This window comes from Paenibacillus sp. NFR01 (genome assembly GCF_900111565.1).
Taxonomy (GTDB): domain Bacteria; phylum Bacillota; class Bacilli; order Paenibacillales; family Paenibacillaceae; genus Paenibacillus_AQ.
In genome coordinates this window covers 455,351-476,759 of sequence record NZ_FOIK01000001.1, presented here as the reverse complement: position 1 = coordinate 476,759, position 21,409 = coordinate 455,351, and the positions used below count along the sequence as shown (strand labels likewise).

At 52.7% G+C, this 21,409-nt stretch carries 16 protein-coding genes; 3 read left to right on the top strand and 13 right to left on the bottom strand.

Translation table 11 applies throughout. The features are described 5' to 3' along the window. Positions 1-53: 53 nt before the first annotated feature. The 11 genes from BMW84_RS02110 to aldA form a co-directional block, all read right to left on the bottom strand. Positions 54-1,196 (bottom strand): amidohydrolase family protein, encoded by a 1,143-nt coding sequence (locus BMW84_RS02110; protein ID WP_091063925.1) that lies wholly within the window; start codon positions 1,194-1,196, stop codon positions 54-56. Further along, the gene (locus BMW84_RS02105) at positions 1,193-2,266 is read right to left on the bottom strand and encodes a pyridoxal-phosphate-dependent aminotransferase family protein (RefSeq protein ID WP_091063921.1); all 1,074 of its coding nucleotides are present in this window, start codon (positions 2,264-2,266) and stop codon (positions 1,193-1,195) included. The genes BMW84_RS02110 and BMW84_RS02105 overlap by 4 nt, the downstream gene beginning before the upstream one ends. Beyond that, positions 2,241-3,032 carry an ABC transporter ATP-binding protein gene (locus BMW84_RS02100; RefSeq protein ID WP_091063919.1) on the bottom strand — a complete coding sequence of 264 codons (792 nt, stop codon included), beginning with the start codon at positions 3,030-3,032 and terminating at the stop codon, positions 2,241-2,243. Before BMW84_RS02100 ends, BMW84_RS02105 begins: the two co-directional genes overlap by 26 nt. Continuing rightward, positions 3,029-3,787, bottom strand: a complete 759-nt coding sequence (locus tag BMW84_RS02095) for an ABC transporter ATP-binding protein (protein WP_091063916.1) — start codon at positions 3,785-3,787, stop codon at positions 3,029-3,031. The genes BMW84_RS02100 and BMW84_RS02095 overlap by 4 nt, the downstream gene beginning before the upstream one ends. Beyond that, on the bottom strand, positions 3,787-4,617 hold the full coding sequence (locus BMW84_RS02090) for an ABC transporter permease (RefSeq protein ID WP_254772837.1): 831 nt from the start codon (positions 4,615-4,617) through the stop codon (positions 3,787-3,789). The genes BMW84_RS02095 and BMW84_RS02090 overlap by 1 nt, the downstream gene beginning before the upstream one ends. Beyond that, on the bottom strand, positions 4,614-5,600 hold the full coding sequence (locus BMW84_RS02085) for an ABC transporter permease (protein ID WP_254772836.1): 987 nt from the start codon (positions 5,598-5,600) through the stop codon (positions 4,614-4,616). Before BMW84_RS02085 ends, BMW84_RS02090 begins: the two co-directional genes overlap by 4 nt. Further along, entirely contained in the window at positions 5,600-7,219 is a 1,620-nt protein-coding gene (locus BMW84_RS02080; RefSeq protein WP_091063911.1) for an ABC transporter substrate-binding protein, read from the bottom strand. Before BMW84_RS02080 ends, BMW84_RS02085 begins: the two co-directional genes overlap by 1 nt. A 295-nt stretch (positions 7,220-7,514) precedes the next feature. Further along, on the bottom strand, positions 7,515-9,788 hold the full coding sequence (locus BMW84_RS02075) for a beta-glucosidase family protein (protein ID WP_091067949.1): 2,274 nt from the start codon (positions 9,786-9,788) through the stop codon (positions 7,515-7,517). Positions 9,789-9,813: 25 nt separating this feature from the next. Further along, positions 9,814-11,043 (bottom strand): PTS sugar transporter subunit IIC, encoded by a 1,230-nt coding sequence (locus tag BMW84_RS02070; RefSeq protein WP_091063908.1) that lies wholly within the window; start codon positions 11,041-11,043, stop codon positions 9,814-9,816. A gap of 204 nt (positions 11,044-11,247) precedes the next feature. Next, the gene (locus BMW84_RS02065) at positions 11,248-13,707 is read right to left on the bottom strand and encodes a GH39 family glycosyl hydrolase (RefSeq protein WP_254772835.1); all 2,460 of its coding nucleotides are present in this window, start codon (positions 13,705-13,707) and stop codon (positions 11,248-11,250) included. Positions 13,708-13,926: 219 nt separating this feature from the next. After that, on the bottom strand, positions 13,927-15,357 hold the full coding sequence (gene aldA, locus BMW84_RS02060; protein ID WP_091067944.1) for an aldehyde dehydrogenase: 1,431 nt from the start codon (positions 15,355-15,357) through the stop codon (positions 13,927-13,929). Positions 15,358-15,538: 181 nt separating this feature from the next. Between aldA and BMW84_RS02055 the strand changes: the two genes are divergently transcribed. The 3 genes from BMW84_RS02055 to BMW84_RS02045 are packed head-to-tail and all read left to right on the top strand — an operon-like array spanning position 15,539 to position 18,388. Then, positions 15,539-16,306, top strand: coding sequence for a (Fe-S)-binding protein (locus BMW84_RS02055; protein ID WP_091063907.1), 768 nt, complete (start codon positions 15,539-15,541; stop codon positions 16,304-16,306). Continuing rightward, entirely contained in the window at positions 16,287-17,714 is a 1,428-nt protein-coding gene (locus tag BMW84_RS02050; protein ID WP_091063904.1) for a LutB/LldF family L-lactate oxidation iron-sulfur protein, read from the top strand. The genes BMW84_RS02055 and BMW84_RS02050 overlap by 20 nt, the downstream gene beginning before the upstream one ends. Then, complete coding sequence (locus BMW84_RS02045; protein WP_091063903.1) at positions 17,711-18,388, top strand: LutC/YkgG family protein; 678 nt, start codon at positions 17,711-17,713, stop codon at positions 18,386-18,388. The genes BMW84_RS02050 and BMW84_RS02045 overlap by 4 nt, the downstream gene beginning before the upstream one ends. Before the next feature lie 7 nt (positions 18,389-18,395). On the opposite strand, the gene BMW84_RS02040 is transcribed toward BMW84_RS02045, so the two are convergent. Then, a complete protein-coding gene (locus tag BMW84_RS02040; RefSeq protein WP_254772834.1) occupies positions 18,396-19,112 on the bottom strand; it encodes a glycosyltransferase family 2 protein in 717 nt (238 codons plus the stop codon). Between the two features lie 74 nt (positions 19,113-19,186). Further along, positions 19,187-21,406: an MMPL family transporter gene (locus BMW84_RS02035; protein WP_091063900.1), complete on the bottom strand. Its 2,220-nt coding sequence runs from the start codon at positions 21,404-21,406 to the stop codon at positions 19,187-19,189. Between the last annotated feature and the right edge of the window lie 3 nt (positions 21,407-21,409).

Below are 21,409 nucleotides of genomic sequence, written 5' to 3'. Positions count from 1 at the left end.
AAAGGCTGCGACCACTATGGAGTGGTTGCAGCCTTTTTCATTAATCCTGAATACTACGCCAGTTCCTCCGCCCGTTCCCCGGTTATCACGGACACAATGCTCTTGCGCAGCGCGTCGGCATTCGGCGCCTGAAAAGGATCGGCGTCCCAGATTACCGCATCCGCCAGATACCCTTCGGCGATCCGGCCCAGATCATGGCCGCGGCCGAGAATTGCGGCTGCGCCCGCTGTGGCCGAATGCCAGGCTTCTGCCCGGGTCAAGCCGTAATCGAGCAGCGTATCCAGCTCCTGCAGGTTGAATCCGTGCAGCGCAGGCGTAGCATAATCGGTGCCGAAGCCGAGCCGCACGCCGGCGCTGCGGGCGTAGCCGATAGCCTGCGCATGGGCTTCAGCCGCGCGGGCCGCACGGTCGCAGATGACCGGGTTCAGTGCAAGAACGCCTTTAGGATCTGCGGCGATGCGATAGATCGAGGTGGTCGGCACAAATGCCACTTCCGCTTCGGCCAGCCGTCCAGCCTGGTCAGCGGTCAGGAACATGCCGTGCTCGATGGATTCCACGCCTGCGGAGGCAGCCCAGTCAATGGTCACGCCGCCCCAGGTATGCACGAGGACCTTTTTGCCGTTCGCATGCGTATGGTGGACGATGAAAGCGAACTCCTCTTCTGAAAATACCGGATCGGTCACCTGCTCCGTCGGCGCGCCAAGCCCGCCGGTAGCCATGACCTTCACCCACATTGCCCCTGACTCAAAAATCCCGGCCAGCCGGCGCTCCAAATGTTCGGTGCCGAGCGCGTCCGCCGCACCTAGCATCTCGCTGCTGGTCTCCACCCGCAGCGGATGCCTGTACTGCGACACAAGCTGCCGCACGGTGTTTGGCGGCAGGCCCCCCGCGTCACGCGTTGTCGTAACGCCGGTCCGCAGAGTCGCTGCGAAGGCCTCAGCCTGCATGGCTTCAATTTCCCCGCTGCTGCGCTTCAGCTGATCCGCATGATCGAAATCGGTCCAGGCCAAATGCGTATGCAGATCGATAATCCCCGGACTGATCCACAACTCCCGTTTTGGCCGGGCCTGTCCGGGCACCGATTCGGCAACTGTACTGAAACGTCCGTCCCTTATGGTAATGTCGAACCGCTTTCCCTCAACCCCCGCAATAAAGACCGATTTCAGGATCAGCGACTCCGGATGTGCGTTAATCATGCTTGCGCCTCCCATACCTGCCGGACGGCTTCAATCGCGGGTGCAGCATACCGTTCAAGCAGTCCGGCCAGTGTGGCAATTGCCGCCTCCACGCTATCCCGGCTGGCATTTGTCCCGAAATGGTTGATCCGCAGCAGTTGGCCGCGCAGTTCTCCGTCGCCCGGAGCAACGATGCCGATCGGCTGGGCGATCCCCAGCTTCGGGTTTCCGGCAATCCGGACCGTTGTAGTCAAGGTCGAGCGATGGGCGCTGTCCTTTTGCCAAGGCGCAAGTCCCAGCGCGACAATGCCGGCAACGGCGGAAGCCGCAGCCGTACTGTGGCGCCGGATTACCAGATCCAGTCCTTCTTCCTCCACCGCTGCCAGAGCCTCGATTAACGCTCTGGCCTCCAGCGTGGGAATGTTCGGAGGCACGCGTACCGGCGCCAAATTTCCGGGCTGCGGCTTCAAATCCAGCAGCGAAAGAATGGAATTTCGCGGTGCATGGGCATTCGACTCCAGAAACGCCCAGCCGCGCGGGGAGATACTTACAGCGCTGACGCCGTTCGGGCCGGCCAGCGCCTTTTGCGCGCCGATCGCCGCAAAGTCGACGGCCCACTCATCGACGAGCAGAGGTTCGCCTCCGACCGCGGATACGGAATCCGTCACCGTAATCAGATCATGCTGCCGGGCAAGCTCGAAGATGGCTTTGGCCGGATTGGAGCCGCCGGTCACCACCTCCGCCTGCACGAAGGAGATCGCATCCGGCCGATGCCGGTCAATCGCGGCGGCAACAAGCTCCGCAGTTACCACTTCATCGAACGGCACTTTGACTTCGGCGACCATGGCGCCGCCGCGTTCCAGCCACTCTCCAAACAGGCTGCCGTAAGGGCCGGTCACGATATTGATAAACTTGCGGCCCGGCGCTGAGATTCCCGCAGCCACCGCTTCAATGCCCAGAATGGCTTCGCCGGGAATGATCACCGACGGATGCTGGGTAGATAACAGTTCCGAGAGCTGCCGGGTCAGCGTGTTGAATTCCGGTAGGGTCAGCGGTACAAAGCCTTTATATGTTCTTTCCGTTTGCTCCATGAAGACCTCCTGTATAAAGTTTCGGCATTTGGGGAACCGCGGACAGCAGCTCGCGGCTGTAGGCCGCTTCAGGACGGGCAAAAAATTGCTCCTTGGGGCTTACTTCCACAAGCTTGCCCTGACGCATAACCGCCACCGTATCGCTGATCGCATGAATAACCCCCAGATCGTGAGAGATGAACAGCATCGTCAGATCAAGCTCCGCTTTGAGCGAGCTTAGCAGTTCAAGCACATTCCGTTGAACCGATACGTCCAGCGCGCTCGTCGGTTCATCCGCAATCAGCAGGCTGGGCTCCACGCTAAGCGCCCGCGCAATCGCAATACGCTGGCGCTGGCCGCCGGAGAATTGATGAGGATACCGATCCAGTGCCGATGCATCCAGCTGGACACGGGCCAGCAGCTCTTTGCATCTGTTCAAGGCTTCCCGGCGGTCCACAATATGATGGAACAGCAACGCATCGGATAAAATCGTGCGGACCGTATGCTTAGGATTCAACGATGCGTCCGGGTTCTGGAAAATCATCTGAATCTGTTTGCGCTGTTCCCGGCTCCGCTTCATCGTTAAAGGCTGCGAGCCGAGCCGAATTTGTCCTTCGGCAGGCGCAATCAGCCCGGCGACGACCCGGGCCAGCGTCGACTTCCCGGAGCCCGATTCGCCGACCAGACCCAGGGTGGTGTGCGGCTGCAGTTCGAGATGTATATTCTCCAGCGCCGTGAATCTGCCGTAACGGACAGTTAAGTTGTTCACTTCCAAGGTTAAGCTCATGAGGGTCCGCTCCCTTCAAGCTGCGGCACGGGAAGCACAGCTTCAATCAGCATTCGGGTATAAGGATGCTCCGGATGTTGCAAAATCTCCAAAGCATCGCCATGCTCGACAATCTCTCCCTGCTTCATCACAGCCAGCCTGGAGCACAAAGCAGCGGCAATGGCCAGATTATGCGTCACGAAGACCATGGCGAAGCCCAGTTCTTTCTGCAGCTTGGTAATCGTTTCGATAATTTGCCGCTGGACGGTCACATCCAGCGCTGTTGTCGGCTCATCGCAGAGCAGGATGCCGGGCTTGCACGCCAGCGCCATCGCGATAACGATGCGCTGGCACTGGCCGCCCGACAGCTGGCTCGGATAGCGGTCCGCCTGGGCCAGGGAATCCGGCAGACCTAAGAGCTGCAACAGCTCCAGCGCCGCTGCTCGCGAGGCCCGCCGGCTCAGCCGCTGCCGGTAATGCACCACTTCCGCCACCTGCTTGACGACCGGGCAGAGCGGGTCCAGCGCGCCCCTCGGGTCCTGGAACACCATGGCGGCTTCCGCTCCGCTCTTGATGGTCCCGTCGTTCAACTCCACGCCTTGCGGGAGCAAGCCAAGGATCGCCCGCAACGTCAGCGATTTCCCGGAGCCGGATTCACCGACCAGGCCCAGACTCTCTCCGGGGTTCAAGGTAAAGCTAACCTTGTTCACCAAGGTTTCTTTTGCTTTGGTAGCCAGCGACAATTGATCTACTATTAACAATGGTTGTTCGGGCATCATTTTTTCCTCCAAAGATCGGCCAGACCATCGCCTACCAGAGACAGGGCAATCCCTGTGTACACAACAGCAATGCCCGGAACCGCCGACAGCCACCAGGCCGTCGAGATAAACGATTGGCCGTCCGAAATCATCGTTCCCCAATCCGGGGTCGGCGGCGCGATGCCGATGCCGAGATAACCGAGCGTCACGATCGCTACCAGAAGCCCGACCATGTCCGTCATCAGCACGACGACCGCCTGGGGCAGCACATTCGGCAGCAAATGGCGGAGGATGATTTTTAGGCCGGGCAATCCCAGCGTTTGTGCAGAGGCAATCCATTCCTGCTCACGGAACGACGCGCTGAGACCGCGGACGACACGGGCGAACACGATCCAGCCGACAAGGATAAAGGTAATAAAAATTCCGCGCTCCCCCGCCCCGCTGGCAAAGGCAACGATAATGACGATCAAATAAAACGGAAAAGCGATAAAAGTATCGGTCACAAGCGAGATAACCGTATTAATCCATTTGCCGTAATATCCCGCAAGCATCCCCAGAAATACACCGGTGCAAAACGGAATAATCTCCGCCAGCACCATAATTCCCAGATCGGTCCGCGCGGCATAAATGAGTCGGGTGAATAAGTCGCGTCCCAGCTGGTCGGTGCCCAGCCAATGTTTGGCGGAAGGCGCCTGCAGAAAATCGCTCAGATTCTGCTCGGACGGGTGATAAGGACTAAGATACGGAATGAATACGGCGAGCAGGATCAGCACAACGAACATGATGCTTCCCGCCAGCAGGGAGGGCGTACCAAGGATTCGCCGAAAAGTGTTTGTAGTAGGTCTCATCGTTTCCCATCCGTTCTGGGATCCAGCCATTTGGCGATGATCTCCGTCAGCAGACTGATGATCACCACCGAAACCGCGCAATAAAGGGCAATCCCCTGGATGACCGGAAAATCCCGTTTTGCAATCGAAGTAAACAGCAGGCTGCCGATCCCCTTAATGCCGAACACCTGCTCAACGACCAGCGTGCCGCCGATCAGATAAGAAATGTTGACCCCGAGCAGCATCAGCGTCGGAAGCGCCGAGTTGCGCAGCACATGCTTGAATAGAATGATACGTGCCGGAATACGCGCCGCCCGCAGTGTCACCACGAAATCGGATTCCAGCACCTCCAGCATCTGCGCCCGCAGCGAGCGGACCAGCGTCGGAATTTGTGAAAAAGCGACCGTGACCGCCGGAAGCGTTAGGCTATACAGCGTTCCGCGCCAGCCCTCACCCACTCCCCCTACGGGGAACCAGTGGAGTCGGACGCTTAACAGCATAATCAAAAGGATGCCAACCCAAAAGATTGGCATACCCAGTGTAATCGTAGGAAAGATCCGGATCAGATGATCCGGCAGCTTATCCTTATTCGTGGCCGCAATGACGGACAGCAGCAGGGCAATGACGACTGCTATCGTACAGGCCAGTATAATCAGCAGGAGCGTGACCGGAGCGCGTTCGGCAATCAGCGCCCGGGTCGAAGTCCCCGAAATGATCGAGCTGCCGGTGTCGCCGGCTGTAAACAATGTCTTCGCGAACCGGAGAAATTGCTCCCACAGCGGCAGATCGAGCCCCAGCGTATGATGCATATCGGCGATTGCCTCAGGCGTGCCGTATTCGCCCAGAATCATCTTTGCCGGATCGCCAGGTACGATACGGATGAGAAAGAAGACGGCAATCGTCACGCAGACGATTACTGCGACAGCTCTTAGGAGAGCTGTCAGCAGCCATCTGTACGATCCGTTTTTCCCCATGGACCCGGTTAACGTCTTGCCCGGCTTCATCATTGTCCGATCCGCACGTCGTCAAAGCGGACGCTGCCGTTCGGCAGAACGACAAGGCCTTGGACCGAAGAGCGGGCACCGATCAGAATGTCCGGGTAGTAGAGCGGAATGTAAGGCACTTCATCGGCCAACGTTTGCAGCAGCTTGGTGTAGATTGCTGCACGGGCATCGCCGTCCGGCGTTTTTTGCCCAGCATACAGGAGTTTAGTCACTTCATCGTTTGTGTAGTGCGTCCAATACGATTTACTGAAGCCTTCCGGATCCGTCTGGAAAGCAAGGATCGAGTTTGCTTCAGGAGAATCGGCCTGGCCGCTGTTCAGCATGGCCGCGAAATCATAAGCAAAGAACCGTTCACGGAAGGTCGCCAGCTCAATCGATTCGATCTCGATTTTGATGCCGATCGCCTGGCCTGCCGCCTGAATGATTTGCGCTTCCTGGGCTCTGGTGCTGTTGCCCGAAGCAACGAGCAGTTTCGTGGTGAAGCCGTCAGGGAACTTGGATTTGGCCAGCTCTGCTTTGGCCGCCTCCGCATCGTAGTTCAAAGCCTTGACCGTATCATTGGCATTGTAAGGAATGGTTGTCGGCAGCAGGGAATTCGCCGTTTGCGCGTAACCGAAGGTCAATGCCTTGGTCAGGCCTTCACGGTCAAGCGCCAGCGCCAGCGCCCGGCGGACATGCACATCGGAGAAGTGCTCATCCAGCGTATTAAAGAACAACTGCTCGGTAACCCAGCTGCCGTTCGTTACAACGGCTGTATCTGTGCCGTTTTTGATTTCATCGGCGTTTTGCAGCGCCAGCGATTCGATGGCGTTCACTTCGCCGGCTTTCAATTGGTTGATCGCCTGGCTGTCGTCTTCGATCAGCTTATAGACCAGCTTGTCGATCGTCGGTTTGCCTTCCTGCCAGTAGTTGGTATTCTTCACGAACGTTACGTCGCCGGCCGGGTCCCAGCTTTCCACTACGAACGGCCCTGTTCCGACCGGCTTTTTGAAGAACTCTTCTTCCGTTACTCCGCCGAAGTTGTTCGGGATGATGCCGTTCGAGAAATTGGACAGCTCGGAGATAAACGGTGTATATGGCTCTTTTAATGTAATCACCAGCGTCTTGTCATCCTGCGCCTTCACCGTATCGACTTTGGCTGAAATCGCCAGTGGTCCGCCGACCTTCAGGTGGCGCTCCAGCGAGAACACCGCATCCTGCGCGGTAACGTCGGTGCCGTTCGAGAACTTCAAGCCGTCACGCAGCACGAAGGTGTAGGTCAGTCCGTCGTCGCTGATCGTATGCGAAGCCGCCAGCCAGTCGACAATTTCGCCCTTGCTGTCAAAAGCAACGAGAGATTCGAATACTTTATCGATCGCAAATGCATTGTTCGAGGTAATTTGATTATGTAGATCAAAGGAGGTTACCGCAGCCGGCCGTCCATAAACAAAGGTTCCGCCTGTTGCCGGTTCGGCTGTAGCCGGGCTCGCGCTCGCCGCTTGACTTGCGCTTGGCTGCGCCGTCTCGTTCGAAGCCGTATTATTATTTCCGTTGGAGCATCCGGCAATCACCGCCAACAAAAGCAACGCCAATGTTCCCAGCCCCAATGTTTTTCTTACCGATTTCTTCGCATGCAACATTTCTGAATCTCCCCTTCCTATAAATCATATGTGTTTAGTATGAATTGTATTATGGACCTACATTATCTCTTCTGTCAAACAAATTTTAAATGATTTGATTCGAAAAAAACTAAATTATCCAGTGCAGGAAATGTATCCGTTTTAAAGAGCAAGAGTATATTTTTTTGGGGTTAACACCAAAAATGCCCGCCAGCATTTTTATGCTGGCGGGCGGGTCTCTAATCAAGCGTTTGAATCAGCAGGGATGATTGCAATTGGATGGTTAATAGCGAATTTGATGATAAATACGATTGGCTCAACCTTTACGTGCCTGGTCAATCTGTGCAATCAGCTCTTGAATGATCTCATCCGGCGACCGTTCGTTCATCCAGGTTTGGCCGAACATCTGGAGGATTTTCACCATAGGGAAGTCTTCCCAAAACCCGATGAATTCCTCGTTGAGATACACCTTGTCCGTAACATGCTCGTTCATTTCATTCAGGCAATGCTCTAATACCGCTTTTGCAGCCGGATCGCTCAACCAATCGCTTAAAAGGCTGAACTTGTGGAATGTGATTTCTTCCTTCCCGAAATCGCAATGCAAACGTCCGGTGATTCGAATGTCTTTCGATGAGCTGCCTAGTAAAATTTGGAAATACCCCGTGTCCGCGGTCCAACGATTATACTTGGTGTTGAAGTATGCAAAATCTCGCTCTTCCAGCTCGAAGATTATCTTCTGTTTTTCACCCGGTTCAAGCTCGATTTTGGCAAAAGCCTTCAGCTCCTTCTCCGGACGCGTCCATTTGCACTCTTCATCATGCACGTACAGCTGAACGACTTCTTTCCCTCTGCGTTTGCCGGTGTTTTTCAGCTCAAACGACACGGTGACGCCTGTTCCCTGCTGCACCATCTCCAGATCTGAATAGGTGAATGACGTGTACGATAAGCCGTGTCCGAAAGGAAATTGCGGTGCGAGCTCCTTGCGGTCGTAATAACGATAGCCTACGAAAAGTCCTTCACGATAATAAAGCTTACCGTTTTCACCGCGAATCCGCATATGCGAAGGATTATCCGACAGCTTCACAGGGAAGGTCTCCGACAGTTTGCCAGAAGGATTACTATAACCGAACAATACCTCTGCGATCGCTCTGCCCATGCCTTGACCCGACAACCAGGAATGGATGACGCCAGGAACATGCTGCACCCATGGCCGCATAACCAGCGCCGAGCCGCTGCTTGTTACTACGATACATTTGGGCTGAACGGCGGCAACCGCCTGAATCAGCTTGACCTGATGTTCCGGCAGCTCGATGTCCTTCAAATCATGCATTTCGGATTCGGCATATTCCGGCTGTCCGACGAACAGCACAGCTACATCGGCGCCCATTGCCAGCGTTACGCTATCCTTAATAAGGTCTTCATTCACAGAAGCATCTTCCGGGTATCCGTCCGTATAGCTCACAGTGGCTAAAGTACCTGCAAGCTCTTTGATTTCATCCAAGGGAATATCGACTCTTGTCGGGGTTACCTTGGCGCTGCCGGCCCCCTGAATTCTCGGCTTCTTCGCAAACCGTCCGATCACGGCAATCGACGAAGCGGTTTCCGGCCGCAGCGGGAGAATGGCGTTATCGTTTTTCAGGAGCACAATGCTTTCGGCAGCCGCTTTACGGGCAAGCGCATGATAACCATCTTCCCCGGATGCTTGCGTGTCTTTGTTTCCTGTAACCCGCTCAACAAGCTTCAGAATCCGTCCCACACTCCGGTCCAGCTGTTCTTCGGATAGCTTCCCGGTCTGAACCGCTTCCACGATGGCTTTGGTATTGTAATGGGCGGGACCCGGCATCTCAAGATCAAGTCCTGCCTTTAAACCGCGTATCCGGTCATTAACGGCGGTCCAGTCGGACAGCACCACCCCTTCGTATCCCCATTCCTCCCGCAAAATGTCGTTCAGCAAATGTTCGTTTTCGCTCGCATACGTCCCGTTCAACAAGTTATAGGAACACATGACCGTCCAGGGATCCGATTTCTTAATAATTCGTTCAAAAGCACTCAGGTAAATTTCGCGCAGCGTCCGCTCATCGATTTCCGAACTGGTTACCATTTTCTCGAACTCCTGATTGTTGCCCGCAAAGTGCTTGACCGAAGCTCCGACGCCTTCGCTTTGAATCCCGTTGATGAATGCTGCGCCAAGCTCGCCCGTCAGGCAGGGGTCCTCCGAGTAGTATTCGAAGTTTCTTCCGCCGAGTGGGGTTCTTTTCATATTGACGCCCGGTCCGAGCAGCAGCTCCACATCCATGGCCTTAGACTCGCGGCCAAGCGCTACGCCTACCTCGTGCAGCAAGTCTGTATTCCAGGAGGAGCCAATCGCAGAGCCTGTAGGATAGCAAGTCGCCGGAACATTTTCTGATGTGATGCCCATCTCTTCGTTACTGTTCGTTTTGCGGATGCCGTTCGTACCGTCATACATATGAACAGGCGGAATGTTTAACCGTTCGATCCCTTTGGTCATCCACATATTTAAGCCCGCGCATAGGGAGGCTTTTTCGTTAAGCGTCAGTTCCTTCAATAATTCAGAAGTTGATCTATTCATGTTGTTCCACCCTTTGCAGTTATTTTTAATTTTCCCGTTCAACCTTCAACTCTTGAGCATCGTACAGTTTGAAAAACGGAAACCAGACCGCGAACACAATCGCCAGGACTACGGCCAACAGAACGAGCCCGTTGAATCCGGACATAATGTAGGTGGAGAGTCCAATCGGGGTATACCACAACTGGAAGATTTGACTTGGAATTCGTACCCATCCCATATCGAGTGCCAAATACACGATAATCGGCGTGACAAGTCCATTAATCCACATCGGTACCATAAGCAGCGGATTGAAGGCAATCGGGGCTCCATATACGACAGGTTCGTTAATATTGAACAAGGACGGGATGAGGGTCGCTTTCCCGACAGACTTCAATTTTTTGGAGCGGGCCAGCAGGAACCAGACCACTAACGGGAGGGTTGCGCCCATCCCTCCGATCCCAAGCCAGCCGGAGAAAAAGGTCTCAAACGTATTGATGTTCACCGGTGCTTGTCCGGCTGCAACGAGCGCGGCATTTTCTTCAATGGCAGGAATCCAGATCGCATACCAGATCGGTGTCATGACCCATGGGCTTACGCCGAAGGAATACAGCACGACGCCAATGAAATTAAATAATACGAAACCGGTCAAGCTTTGACCCATGGCATTGATCGGCTCGAATGCGTTCACGATCAGGGCAAAGATATCGAAATGAAGCTGATACACCAGCAGCCATCCTGTAGTTAATATCAGAGCAATGGGAACAAGAAAATCGAACCAGTCCATAATGAACTCGGGAAGCGAAGACCCTTTTTTAAAAAACGAAAATTTGTTGCAGACATTCATGACGAGTGCCACGAACACACCCACCAGAAGCGCTGTAATCATACCCGAAGGTCCAAAGCGTTCAAGTACAAACTTTATGGTTCCGTCTTCCCCCAAAACCGGATTAAGGAGCATCACGAATAGGGATACACCGCTCATCCCTGCCAACAGCTTGATTTTGTGGCGCTCTCTTTTTTCCATGACCGTGTAAGGCGTCAAGAACGCAATAAACAGTCCCAGCAATCCGAAACTGAATGTTGTGATTGGCGTGAGATCCGGCATGCCCGGAAAGAAATTCTGTAAAATGGATATCAATGTGATGATCGAACCAATAAAAATCATCGGGATGGCCACCATAATGGCTTCCTGAATGGATGCAACCCAAATGTTGTTTGTGAACGCCTCCAATCTTGGTGCAAAAGACTCTGTCATCCACTTCATGAAACGCTTCATTTCTATTCCCCCTGTCTTACTCTTATCTGGTACAACTACAGTATAAAGATTGATGATAGCGTTTTCTTGTTGTAACTTGCCGCATCCGGGTGCGTATTTTGCCTACTTCATACCCTCTATGTTTAGTTTGTCTGCTTGCCTCCAAAGTAAACAACAAAAAACATCCCTCCTATCCGGAAGGATGTCTGTTTGTTCTATTTTCAATTAATACTGCCTTTCAAACTGTAGGAGCATCACACCATGCGGCGGGAGCAAAATTTCTTTATGCCAGCGGTTGGTGCGAACCATCTCTGTCTGAATGACCGGACCGCTCCGGCCGTTTAAATACAAAATCTCTTCTTCAGTCAAAAATTCGGGCGATCCCATACGGATCCATTCATCGAACACCGAGCCATGCTCCCGGTCCAGCTGATAACTGGTGCATTTGTAAGGTCCAGGAAGCAGATGAAGCGTGAAATCGAAGGCCTTGCTGCCCGTTTCCTCGAACACTTCATACCGGGATGAAAAGGATAGCTCCGTCCAGTCGCCGCTCGCAAACAGTTGGTCCACGTGCACGTAGTGGTAGAACAGAAATTGCATGCTTCCATCGTTGTTTCGGGTTCCGATAACCCCATCTCCCTGTATAAGCATTTCTTCTCCCAGCTTCTGCATCAGCTCAAATGCATAATAGGCAGGCTTCTTCAGTCCATCCCGGTTGATCAGCCCAAAACCTCCGTAAAACGGCGATGCAGGAACGGTACTTTCCTCAAATACGTCCGTAAAGGACCAGAAAGCCATTGCCTTCACATCACTGAGCGTGTTCATCGTCTGGTAAATGACAAACGGCGCCATAAACATCGTATCATGCAGTAAATTGCGGTCATACAGCGAAAAGTTCCACTCGGTAATATGAAGTTCAACTTGACTGTATGATGCCGCAATCATTTTTTGCCGCAAAAGGTCGATGCTTTCTTTATAAAAGGAAGGTGGCATAATCTTGGTCAAATGGCCTTCTTCTGATTTTAATTTGGGATATTCCGAGTAAATATGGAACGAAAAGAAATCGAGCGGCACGTCCCGCTCCCTGCAATAGGCCAGAAACGCTTCAGTCCAGGTATCATTCCAGAGAGAACCGTAACCCATGGCGGGTCCGCCCGTTTTTAGTTCAGGCAATACCGATTTGATCGCACGAACGGTGGATTCGTAAAAGGAAAAGTATTCCTCCTTGCTCCCGGCCCAGCAGACGCCCGCCAGGTCCGGCTCGTTCCACACTTCGAAATACCACTGTTTCAGTTCGCTCGCCCCGTAACGGTTCAGACAATGACGGATGAATTCCCGGACGAGGGCTTCCCATTTGGCGGGCTCCGCCGGGGGGCTGATGTTGCCTCTCCACCAGAACAACGTCTCTTCGGACCTCGCCAGCATGCCCGGCATGAAGCTCAGTTCCACAAACGGACGGATTCCCTGCTCCAGAAGGAAATCATACAGCTTGTCTACATAAGACCAGTTATAGACGGGTGTGCCGTCTTCGTTTTCGCTGTACACCATCATCTCATCATTGAAAATACCGTGAAAACGGATATGGCGAAACGGGATGTTCTTCTTTACTGCAGACAGTTGCTTCCGCCAATCTTCTCGCAGTCCCTCTACGGCTCTTCCGGCGGTTGTCGTTAGATTCCAATGCTTCTCGTAAGGTCTCGTTGTAGAGTCTGCACCCACTTCAATCCGGATTGGCTCCGTCGCTAAAGCATCAGGTAATGGGGATGGTACACGTTCTATGTCCGTTTTTACTTCCAAGTAGCGGTATAAGGATCCTATCGCATTCAATGTGTCCATCTCGTAATAATCTCCGCTGGAGGACTCAGCATAAGTTACAGGCTTGCGGTTGAAGTTCAAACGGTGGGGTTCAGGCGCAAGCGACGCTTCCCGGAATGAACCGGGCGTGCAGCCATACTTTTCCTTGAAATATTTGTTGAACAGCTTCACATTGGCAAATCCGCAATCTAGGGCAATGTCGGAGATCGTCTTATCATTTGCGGCCAGCTCGATCTGGGCTTTCTCCAGGCGGATGAGCGTTAAATACTTTTGGAAGGGGATCCCGATTTTATCGGTAAAGAAGTGGGAAAAATAATGCAGGCTCAAATGCTCGGCGTCCGCCATATCCTGCAGGGTAATTTTTTCATTGTAGTGCTTATCGATATAAGTAAGGACACTGTTCAGTCTCTTATAGTCGTTATCTTTGCTTCCTTCATTCACCGCCGGATTTGTTCCATCCGAGAAGTATCTCAACAGGCATCCGCATAACATCTGTAATCTGCCCATCGTGTATCTTTGGTAGCCCGGCGATTTTTTGTTGATCTCCCACACCATCCGCGCAAGATCTTGTTTAATGCTGTATAGCCGCGAAGTGTCCTGCTCACGATTCAGGGCAGAGTTGCAGGAGATGAAAATACTGTTGTTCAGCAGCTCAGGGCCAAACTGCAAGGTTAATAACACGTTATCCTGATGAGTCCGCTCAATCTTGTGAACAGACATGCTATTGATCACGATGATATCGTCTTCATTTAACGAATATTGCTTTTGGTCCAGATACATGTTAATGGAGCCATGAAGAACATATAAGATTTCAACTTCTTTATGCCAATGAAAATCAACATGTTTCACCGAGTTCACGAAGAGCTTCATCGGCAGATCATCCTGATGCTGGATAAACTCGTATAGATAACGTATGGTCTGCGCCCCCTTTCATACCTCTTAGTATAAGCACATCATTTTCCATCTTATTCGCTGGGGGTGGAATCAGCAAGTTCTCGCAGACTCTAGCATAAGCTTGGCACTCCCAAAACAGAAATGCTCCCAGGCAAGCCCGGGAGCATTTCTCCATTTATTAAACGTATAATTTCATTAATTCACTGACTTGTCATATTGCAGATAGACAACCTGGGTTTGCAGGTATTCGTTCAAGCCGTGTTTGCCGTCTGCGCCGCCGATGCCGGATTTCCGCCAACCCGCGTGGAAGCCTTGCATCGCCTCAAAGTTCTCGCGGTTAATATAGGTCTCCCCGTATTTAAGCCGCTTGATCACTTTCATGGCTACATTGAGATTCTGCGTGTAGAGCGAAGAGGTCAGGCCAAACTCGCTGTCGTTCGCCAGCGCGATGGCTTCATCCAGCGTCGAGAAAGCAACAATCGGGATTACCGGTCCGAAGATTTCCTCTTGTACAATCTCCATTTCATTGGTCGCATCGGCGAGGACGGTCGGCTCATAGAAGCTGCCTGCACCTTCAATCTTTTTTCCGCCAAGGAGAAGTTTAGCCCCTTCTTCTAGCGCGCGGTCCACCTTCTGCTGTACCGACTCCTGTGCGGCTTTATTAATCAGCGGTCCCATCTGGATGCCGGAATCTTTGAGCGGATTGCCGTATTTCACGGCCTTCATGGCCTCGACCAGCCGGGCTGTGAATTCGTCTTTGATGTTCTTATGGACGTAGACACGCTCTGCGCAGTTGCAGACCTGGCCTGTATTGATGACCCGTGAATCGACGATCGCCTTAACGGCGAGATTCAGATCCGCATCGTCCATAACGATGGCCGGCGCCTTGCCGCCCAGCTCCAGGCTAACCTTGATGATGTTCTCGGCCGCAGCCTCCATCACCTTTTGTCCCGCCGGTACGCTGCCGGTCAGGCTGACCATTCCCACCTTCGGATTGCTGGCCAGCTCATTGCCCACTTCGCCGCCTCTGCCTGTGACCAGGTTGTAAACGCCCTTCGGGAGTCCGACTTTGTCGACAATTTTGGTAAAAGCAATCGCATTGTTCGGTGATTCCGCGCTGGGCTTAATCACGATCGTATTGCCGGTGATCAGCGCCGGCGCCATTTTTCGGGCGATCAGGAAAAACGGAAAATTCCACGGGAGAATCCCTGTCGTGACCCCGATTGCCCGCTTAAACACAAAAATATTCTCATTGTCGCGGTCGCTCTGAACAATCTCGCCCTCATAGCGGCGTGCCCATTCTGCCATATAATCCAGATAGTCTGCCGTAAAATGGACCTCGACCGTGGATAATTCCAGGGTTTTGCCTACTTCTTCGGAGATGGTCCGGGCAATGCTGTCAGCCTCCGCACGAATTCCGTCCGCGATCGCATGCAAATATTTGCCGCGTTCCACGGCAGGCGTCTCCTCCCAGGCTGACTGTGCCGCCTCGGCTGCATCGATAGCGCGCACAACGTCGCTTTTGGAAGCCTTGGGAACCTGTGAAATGATTTCATCGGTTGACGGGTTAATTACATCCATCCACTCTTGGGTTTCTGATTCGGTAAATTGGCCGTTGATATACATCAAATGCTTTTCCACGGATAATCCCCCTCAAGGTAAATTGTTCCATCGCTTCAGCAATAGTGTAAACGCTAACATCATTTTGTGTCAACAACATACACATTTTCTATATGTTTTTGTGTTGTTTTTCATTGACTTTATGAGTTATGCTATATTTACCAAAGCGGCGATTGGAGGAACAGGCATGAAAGTCAGCGTATTTTCAACTTGTTTAGTAGACCTTATGGCCCCGAATGCGGGAAAAGCAATGGTTGAAGTCCTCGAGAGGCTGGGCTGCGAACTCGATTTTCCGGCTTCGCAGGTATGCTGCGGCCAGCCCATGTATAACAGCGGATATTTGGAAGACGCCAAAAAAGCGATGAAAAATATGATTTCAGCTTTCGAGCACTCAGAGTATGTCGTAGGCCCATCCGGCTCTTGCATTGCAATGTTTCATGAGTATCCTAAGATTTTCAAAGGCGATCCGGACTGGAAATTGAAAGCGGTTGCTCTCAAGGAAAAATCGTATGAATTCACTCAATTCATCGTCCGGGTACTGGGGATTACGGATGTCGGCGCCCAGCTTGAGGGTAATGCTACCTACCACCGTTCCTGTCATATGACCCGGCTGCTGGGTGAAAAAGAGTCTCCCTATCTGCTCCTTGAGCAGGTACGCGGCTTACAGTTGGAACCGCTTACGAACAGCGACAACTGCTGCGGGTTCGGCGGAACCTTTTCCGTCAAAATGCCGGAAATTTCCGCGCAGATGGTAGACGAGAAATGCCAATGCGTAACCGACACCGGAGCAGACATCCTAATCAGCGCCGACATGGGCTGTCTGCTTAATATAGGCGGCCGGCTGTCGCGCAAAGGGCAACCGGTCAAAGTGATGCATATTGCGGAAGTATTGAATCACGTGGATCATACCGCCGAACCGAAGGAGGCATCCGCCCTTGAGCTTGCAGACCGATAAAAGAGAGTTCAGCGAACGGACAACCGAAGGCATCGGCAACGTTTTTATGCGCAACGCCGTCAGCTCCGCACAGGACAGCCTAAAGACAAGACGTCTTACCGCCGCCTCCTCGCTTGGGGACTGGGAGCAGTGGCGTCTCCTCGGACAGAGCATCCGCCAGCATACGCTAAAGCATCTGGACTACTATCTAAACCAACTAGCCGATAACGTTGAACGCAAAGGCGGGCATATTTATTTTGCCGCAACGAAAGAAGAGGCGAGCAGTTATATCCGGGATGTCATCGTCAGGAAAAATGCCCGCAAAATCGTGAAATCAAAGTCCATGGTCACCGAGGAAATCGAAATGAACAAGGTACTGATCGAAGCCGGGTGCGAGCTCGTCGAGACAGACCTTGGCGAATATATTCTGCAGATTGACGACTGGGATCCCCCTTCGCATATTGTGGCCCCTGCCCTGCACAAAGACCGGAATCAAATCCGGCGGGTATTCACGGAGAAGCTGGGTTATACAGGTGACGAGACCCCGGAGAAGCTGGCCCGGTTTGCCCGGACCGTCCTGCGGCAGAAGTTTCTGGAGGCGGATGTCGGCATCACCGGCTGTAATTTTGCCGTTGCCAACCTGGGCGCCATTAATTTGGTGACCAATGAAGGGAACGGGGATCTCACCGCCGCCATTCCAAAGACGCATATTGCGGTAATGGGAATGGAACGCATCGTCCCATCGCTGGAGGAAATGGAGGTCCTGGATAATCTGCTGTGCAGAAGCGCCGTGGGGCAAAAGCTGACCAGCTACATCACCGTCATGGGACCCAAAGCCGAAGGGGAAAGCGATGGGCCGGAAGAATTCCATCTGGTTGTCGTAGATAACGGCCGCTCCGAGATTTTGGGAAGCGAATTTAACGAGGCGCTCCAGTGCATCCGCTGCGGGGCGTGCCTTAACGTCTGTCCGGTCTACCGGCATATCGGCGGGCATGCTTACGGCTCGATCTATCCGGGACCGATCGGAGCCGTGATTACCCCGCTGCTCGGCGGGTATGACGATTACAAGGAGCTGCCGTTTGCTTCCAGTCTCTGTGCGGCCTGCACGGATGTCTGTCCGGTGCGGATTCCGCTGCATGAACAGCTGATTACGCACCGTCAGAATATCGTGAAGGAGAAACGGACCGGAACGGCCGAACGGCTTCAGATGAAAGCGGCAGGGCGTTTGCTTTCCTCTCCCTCGCTGTTCGGCAAAGCGCTGCGGCTCGCGAACCCAGGGAGCCGGATGATGAGTAAAAACGGCCGGATCGTGCGGGGACCGGGGCTGATTCAGGGCTGGGTCCGTGTCCGGGATTTGAAACAGCCGGTCCGCCGGGAAGACAGCTTCCGGACCTGGATGACGCAGCGGCAGGGAGGTGCGGAGAGATGACGGCGTTACCGAACAACAGGGAATCCTTTTTAAACCGAGTAGCTTCCAAGCTTGGACGCGATCGCATTTACGACGTTCAGCGTCCGGATATCGGCGTAATGATCCCGAATAGCTATGGAACGCTGACTACCGGGAATCTGGTCGATATCCTGAAAGAGCAGTGTTTCTTCATTCATACTCAATTGATCGAATCAACCCCTGAGCTGCTGCAGAGGACCTTGAATGATCTGATCGAAGCAAATGGCGGAGGCAAGGTAATCACGTCCGGTGACGGCCGGTTTCGCGATTATGGGCTTCACTTTGCGGATTCCTCCGTCTGGTCGAAATCAGCCGGCCGCGAGGACAATATCAGCCGCTCTGAAGCAGCAAATACAGTCATTGTATTCGCCGATTACGCCCTTGCAGAATCGGGAACCGTGGTCGTGGAGAGCCGGCCGGATCAGGGACGCGTCCTCCATTTCCTGCCTGACCACTATATCGCAGTGATTGAGAAGCAGCGGCTCGTGCTGCGTTCCACGCAGGCTGCCGCAGCACTGAATCGGCGGGTTGAAGCCGGCGAGACGATTGGCTCCTCTATCAACTTTATCTCCGGCCCTTCTAATTCGGCCGATATTGAAATGCAGTTGGTCGTCGGCGTTCACGGGCCGCTTCGGGCAACTTATGTCCTGATCTGAGGAATCTTCAGCCATCTTTAATCCGGTAACGCAGCGCACGCTTCTTGAGTTGGCTTACAACCATAGCGTCGGTTACAAAAGCGAATAATTGCCGTAGCACGCTGTATTTCGACCGGCCGTATTTCCGCTTCCGGTGCTTGACCGCAACTTCAATCACTGAATAACCATTCATCTGCGCCAAGATCGGCAAAAACCGGTGCATTCCCCGGAATAAAATCAGACTGTCCGCGACTTCCCGCTTAAAAAGCTTAAGCGGACAGCCTGCATCCCTTAGCTTGTCGCCGGTAATCCACTGCCGGAGCCGATTACTGAGCCGCCAGGTCAGCTTGCGGTTCCAGCCTCCCTGATATTCGCTGCGCCGGCCGCATACGCAATCTATACGGCCGATAAAAGGCATTAATCGAAATAAATCACAGGGGTCGGTTTGCAGATCTGCATCCATCAGGGCAAGAAGCGATCCCTGTGAGGCTTTGATCCCGGCCCAGATCGCCGCGGTTTGGCCATAATTCCGCTCCAGGTGAACCACTTTTACCAAGGGATCCTTTGACGCGATAGCTGCCAGCAGCGTTGCGCTTCCGTCCTTACTGCCGTCGTTCACCAGCACGATTTCATAACGGCCAACGCGGTCCTTTAATGCTTCCGTTATGCTCAGATGCAGCTCCGGAAGCGACTCGGCTTCGTTGTAGACAGGCACAATAACGGAAAGCTCTGTCAGCTCAGTCATCGAATTCACCTCCGAGGAATAAGATCAGGGGCTAAGGCCCTACAGCCAAATAGCCCCTCTTCGTTCCGAATCAATTACAATACTTTATGGTCCAACACCGGTGCACCGAAGGACTTGGTCTCACCGCTACTCTTGGAATACTCATTCATGAGGGTCTCCCCTTCAATATCGAAGTTCGGCAGAATTCGATCCAGCCATTTTGGGAAATACCAAGCCGATTTGCCCATCAATGTCATTACGGCAGGAACGATCGCCAGCCGGACGACAAACGCATCAAACAAAACACCGACGGCTAAAGCCAGGCCCATTTGTTTAATGGTAGGATCATGCGAGAAAATAAATCCTGAAAAAACCGAAATCATGATTAGCCCTGCTGCCGTTACGACAGCTCCATTTTCCTTCAGCCCCGCATGAATCGCTTTCTTGGCATCACCGGTATGCACATATTCTTCACGCATTCTACTGACGAGGAATACTTCGTAATCCATAGATAGACCGAATAGGATGCCAATACACAAGACCGGTAATAAGAACAAGATCGCACTCGCGCCAGGTAAGCCGAACACATCAAGGAAATTGCCGTCTTGGACAATAAACACGGTAAAACCTAGTGTGGCGCCGATTGAAAGCACGAATCCAAGCACTGCTTTTAAAGGGACTAACAGTGATCTAAAGACAACCATCATTAATACAAAGGCAAAAGCCACAATGAGGATGGCAAAGATCGGCATGGCACTCATGATTTGTTCGGAGATATCAATATTGACGGCTGTTGCTCCTGTCACCAGAAGCTCCATGCTTCCGTTGTCCGAAAGATCCCGGATCTCGTTGACCAGGTCCTTGGTCTCCGGCGCATTCGGTCCATCCTCCGGCGTGACGCTCATTAGAAACATATCGTTAGTTTTGTTCGGCATTGCCGGACTGGCGCTTTTCACATGATCCAATCCGTTGATTGTTTCGGACAGTGCTTTCAGCTTCTCCGCAGAAGCCGCTTCCTGATTTACGGGTTCGGCAATAACGACTAATGTAGAATGGAACCCTGCTCCATAGGCATCCGACAACAAATCGTACCCGAGTCTCTCCGAAGTTTCATATTGTTTATTCCCGTCGTCAGGTAGGCCCAGATTCAAATGAAAGAATGGAATGGCCATTACGGAGAGTAACGCTATGCCGACGACAGCAACGATTAAAGGATTCTTCGTGACGAATCTGCTCCAGGCATTCGTATCGGATTCTTTTTTCTTATTGGCCCGCGTCAGCATTAAGAGGAAACGGTTGCCTTTCTCCGGTTTGACCCGATGTCCCATGATTCCCAGGATCGCAGGCACAACCACAACAGCCACAATGATCGACATCAAAACGACGACAGCGGTCGCGATCCCCATCGTAGTCATAAATGGAATGTTCACCACCATGAGTCCCAAAAGCGCGATGATTACCGTTAATCCGGCGAATATAACCGCATTGCCTGCTGTACCGTTTGCAATGGCGATCGATTCTTGCACGGAGAATCCCTTTTTCAATTGTTGTTTGAAACGGGAGAAGATAAACAAGGAGTAATCGATTCCGACGGCAATGCCCAGCATTCCCGCTAAAGTCAACGAGATCGAGGAGATATCAAAAAAGTTGGTTCCCAGCAAGATTAACAACACGCCGATTCCGACACCGATCAATGCCATAAGGATCGGCATTCCCGCTACCAGCAAGGAAGCAAAGGTAAGGGCCAAGATAACATAGGCCAAGGCTACGCCCATGATCTCGCCAGGTCCACCGCCCGCTTTGGTTTGTTCGAATTTCACCGTTCCGCTTAGTCCGGTCTCGATGCCCTGATCCCTTGTGACCGCTAAACTTTCTTCTACTTTGTCCTTGGATTCTTGCGTCACGTTGTCTGCAGAAGAATTATAAGTTACGACAGCATAGCCGATTTGCTTGTCCGGATTGATATTCGCAAGTTCATATGGAGACTTTACTGAGGTTACAGCCTTATCTTCTTGAATCTTCGTCAGCAGCTTGCTAATGATCGCTTTATTCTCTGCCGAATCCAGGGCTTCATTACCGGGAGCCTTAAACACGATGTCCACTTGTCCGCCCTGTGCACCGCCCGTGAATTTCTCCTCCAAAATTTTCATTGCTTTTTCCGATTCGGTACCCGGAATGGATACATCTTCTTTAAACCCTGTCCCCATGCTAAAAATTAGTCCGCCCAACACAGCCATGAGCAAAATAAAGGCCAATATCACCTTTTTACTGTTAGAGCCTGCAAAGCGCCCTAATTTAAACAACATTTTTGCCATTGT

Excerpts from the sequence above, each read along its gene's own strand:
- BMW84_RS02110 (WP_091063925.1), bottom strand. The coding sequence starts at position 1,196 with ATGATTAACGCACATCCGGAGTCGCTGATCCTGAAATCGGTCTTTATT.
- BMW84_RS02105 (WP_091063921.1), bottom strand. The coding sequence starts at position 2,266 with ATGGAGCAAACGGAAAGAACATATAAAGGCTTTGTACCGCTGACCCTA.
- BMW84_RS02100 (WP_091063919.1), bottom strand. The coding sequence starts at position 3,032 with ATGAGCTTAACCTTGGAAGTGAACAACTTAACTGTCCGTTACGGCAGA.
- BMW84_RS02095 (WP_091063916.1), bottom strand. The coding sequence starts at position 3,787 with ATGCCCGAACAACCATTGTTAATAGTAGATCAATTGTCGCTGGCTACC.
- BMW84_RS02090 (WP_254772837.1), bottom strand. The coding sequence starts at position 4,617 with ATGAGACCTACTACAAACACTTTTCGGCGAATCCTTGGTACGCCCTCC.
- BMW84_RS02085 (WP_254772836.1), bottom strand. The coding sequence starts at position 5,600 with ATGAAGCCGGGCAAGACGTTAACCGGGTCCATGGGGAAAAACGGATCG.
- BMW84_RS02080 (WP_091063911.1), bottom strand. The coding sequence starts at position 7,219 with ATGTTGCATGCGAAGAAATCGGTAAGAAAAACATTGGGGCTGGGAACA.
- BMW84_RS02075 (WP_091067949.1), bottom strand. The coding sequence starts at position 9,788 with ATGAATAGATCAACTTCTGAATTATTGAAGGAACTGACGCTTAACGAA.
- BMW84_RS02070 (WP_091063908.1), bottom strand. The coding sequence starts at position 11,043 with ATGAAGCGTTTCATGAAGTGGATGACAGAGTCTTTTGCACCAAGATTG.
- BMW84_RS02065 (WP_254772835.1), bottom strand. The coding sequence starts at position 13,707 with ATGAAGCTCTTCGTGAACTCGGTGAAACATGTTGATTTTCATTGGCAT.
- aldA (WP_091067944.1), bottom strand. The coding sequence starts at position 15,357 with ATGTATATCAACGGCCAATTTACCGAATCAGAAACCCAAGAGTGGATG.
- BMW84_RS02055 (WP_091063907.1), top strand. The coding sequence starts at position 15,539 with ATGAAAGTCAGCGTATTTTCAACTTGTTTAGTAGACCTTATGGCCCCG.
- BMW84_RS02045 (WP_091063903.1), top strand. The coding sequence starts at position 17,711 with ATGACGGCGTTACCGAACAACAGGGAATCCTTTTTAAACCGAGTAGCT.
- BMW84_RS02040 (WP_254772834.1), bottom strand. The coding sequence starts at position 19,112 with ATGACTGAGCTGACAGAGCTTTCCGTTATTGTGCCTGTCTACAACGAA.
- BMW84_RS02035 (WP_091063900.1), bottom strand. The coding sequence starts at position 21,406 with ATGGCAAAAATGTTGTTTAAATTAGGGCGCTTTGCAGGCTCTAACAGT.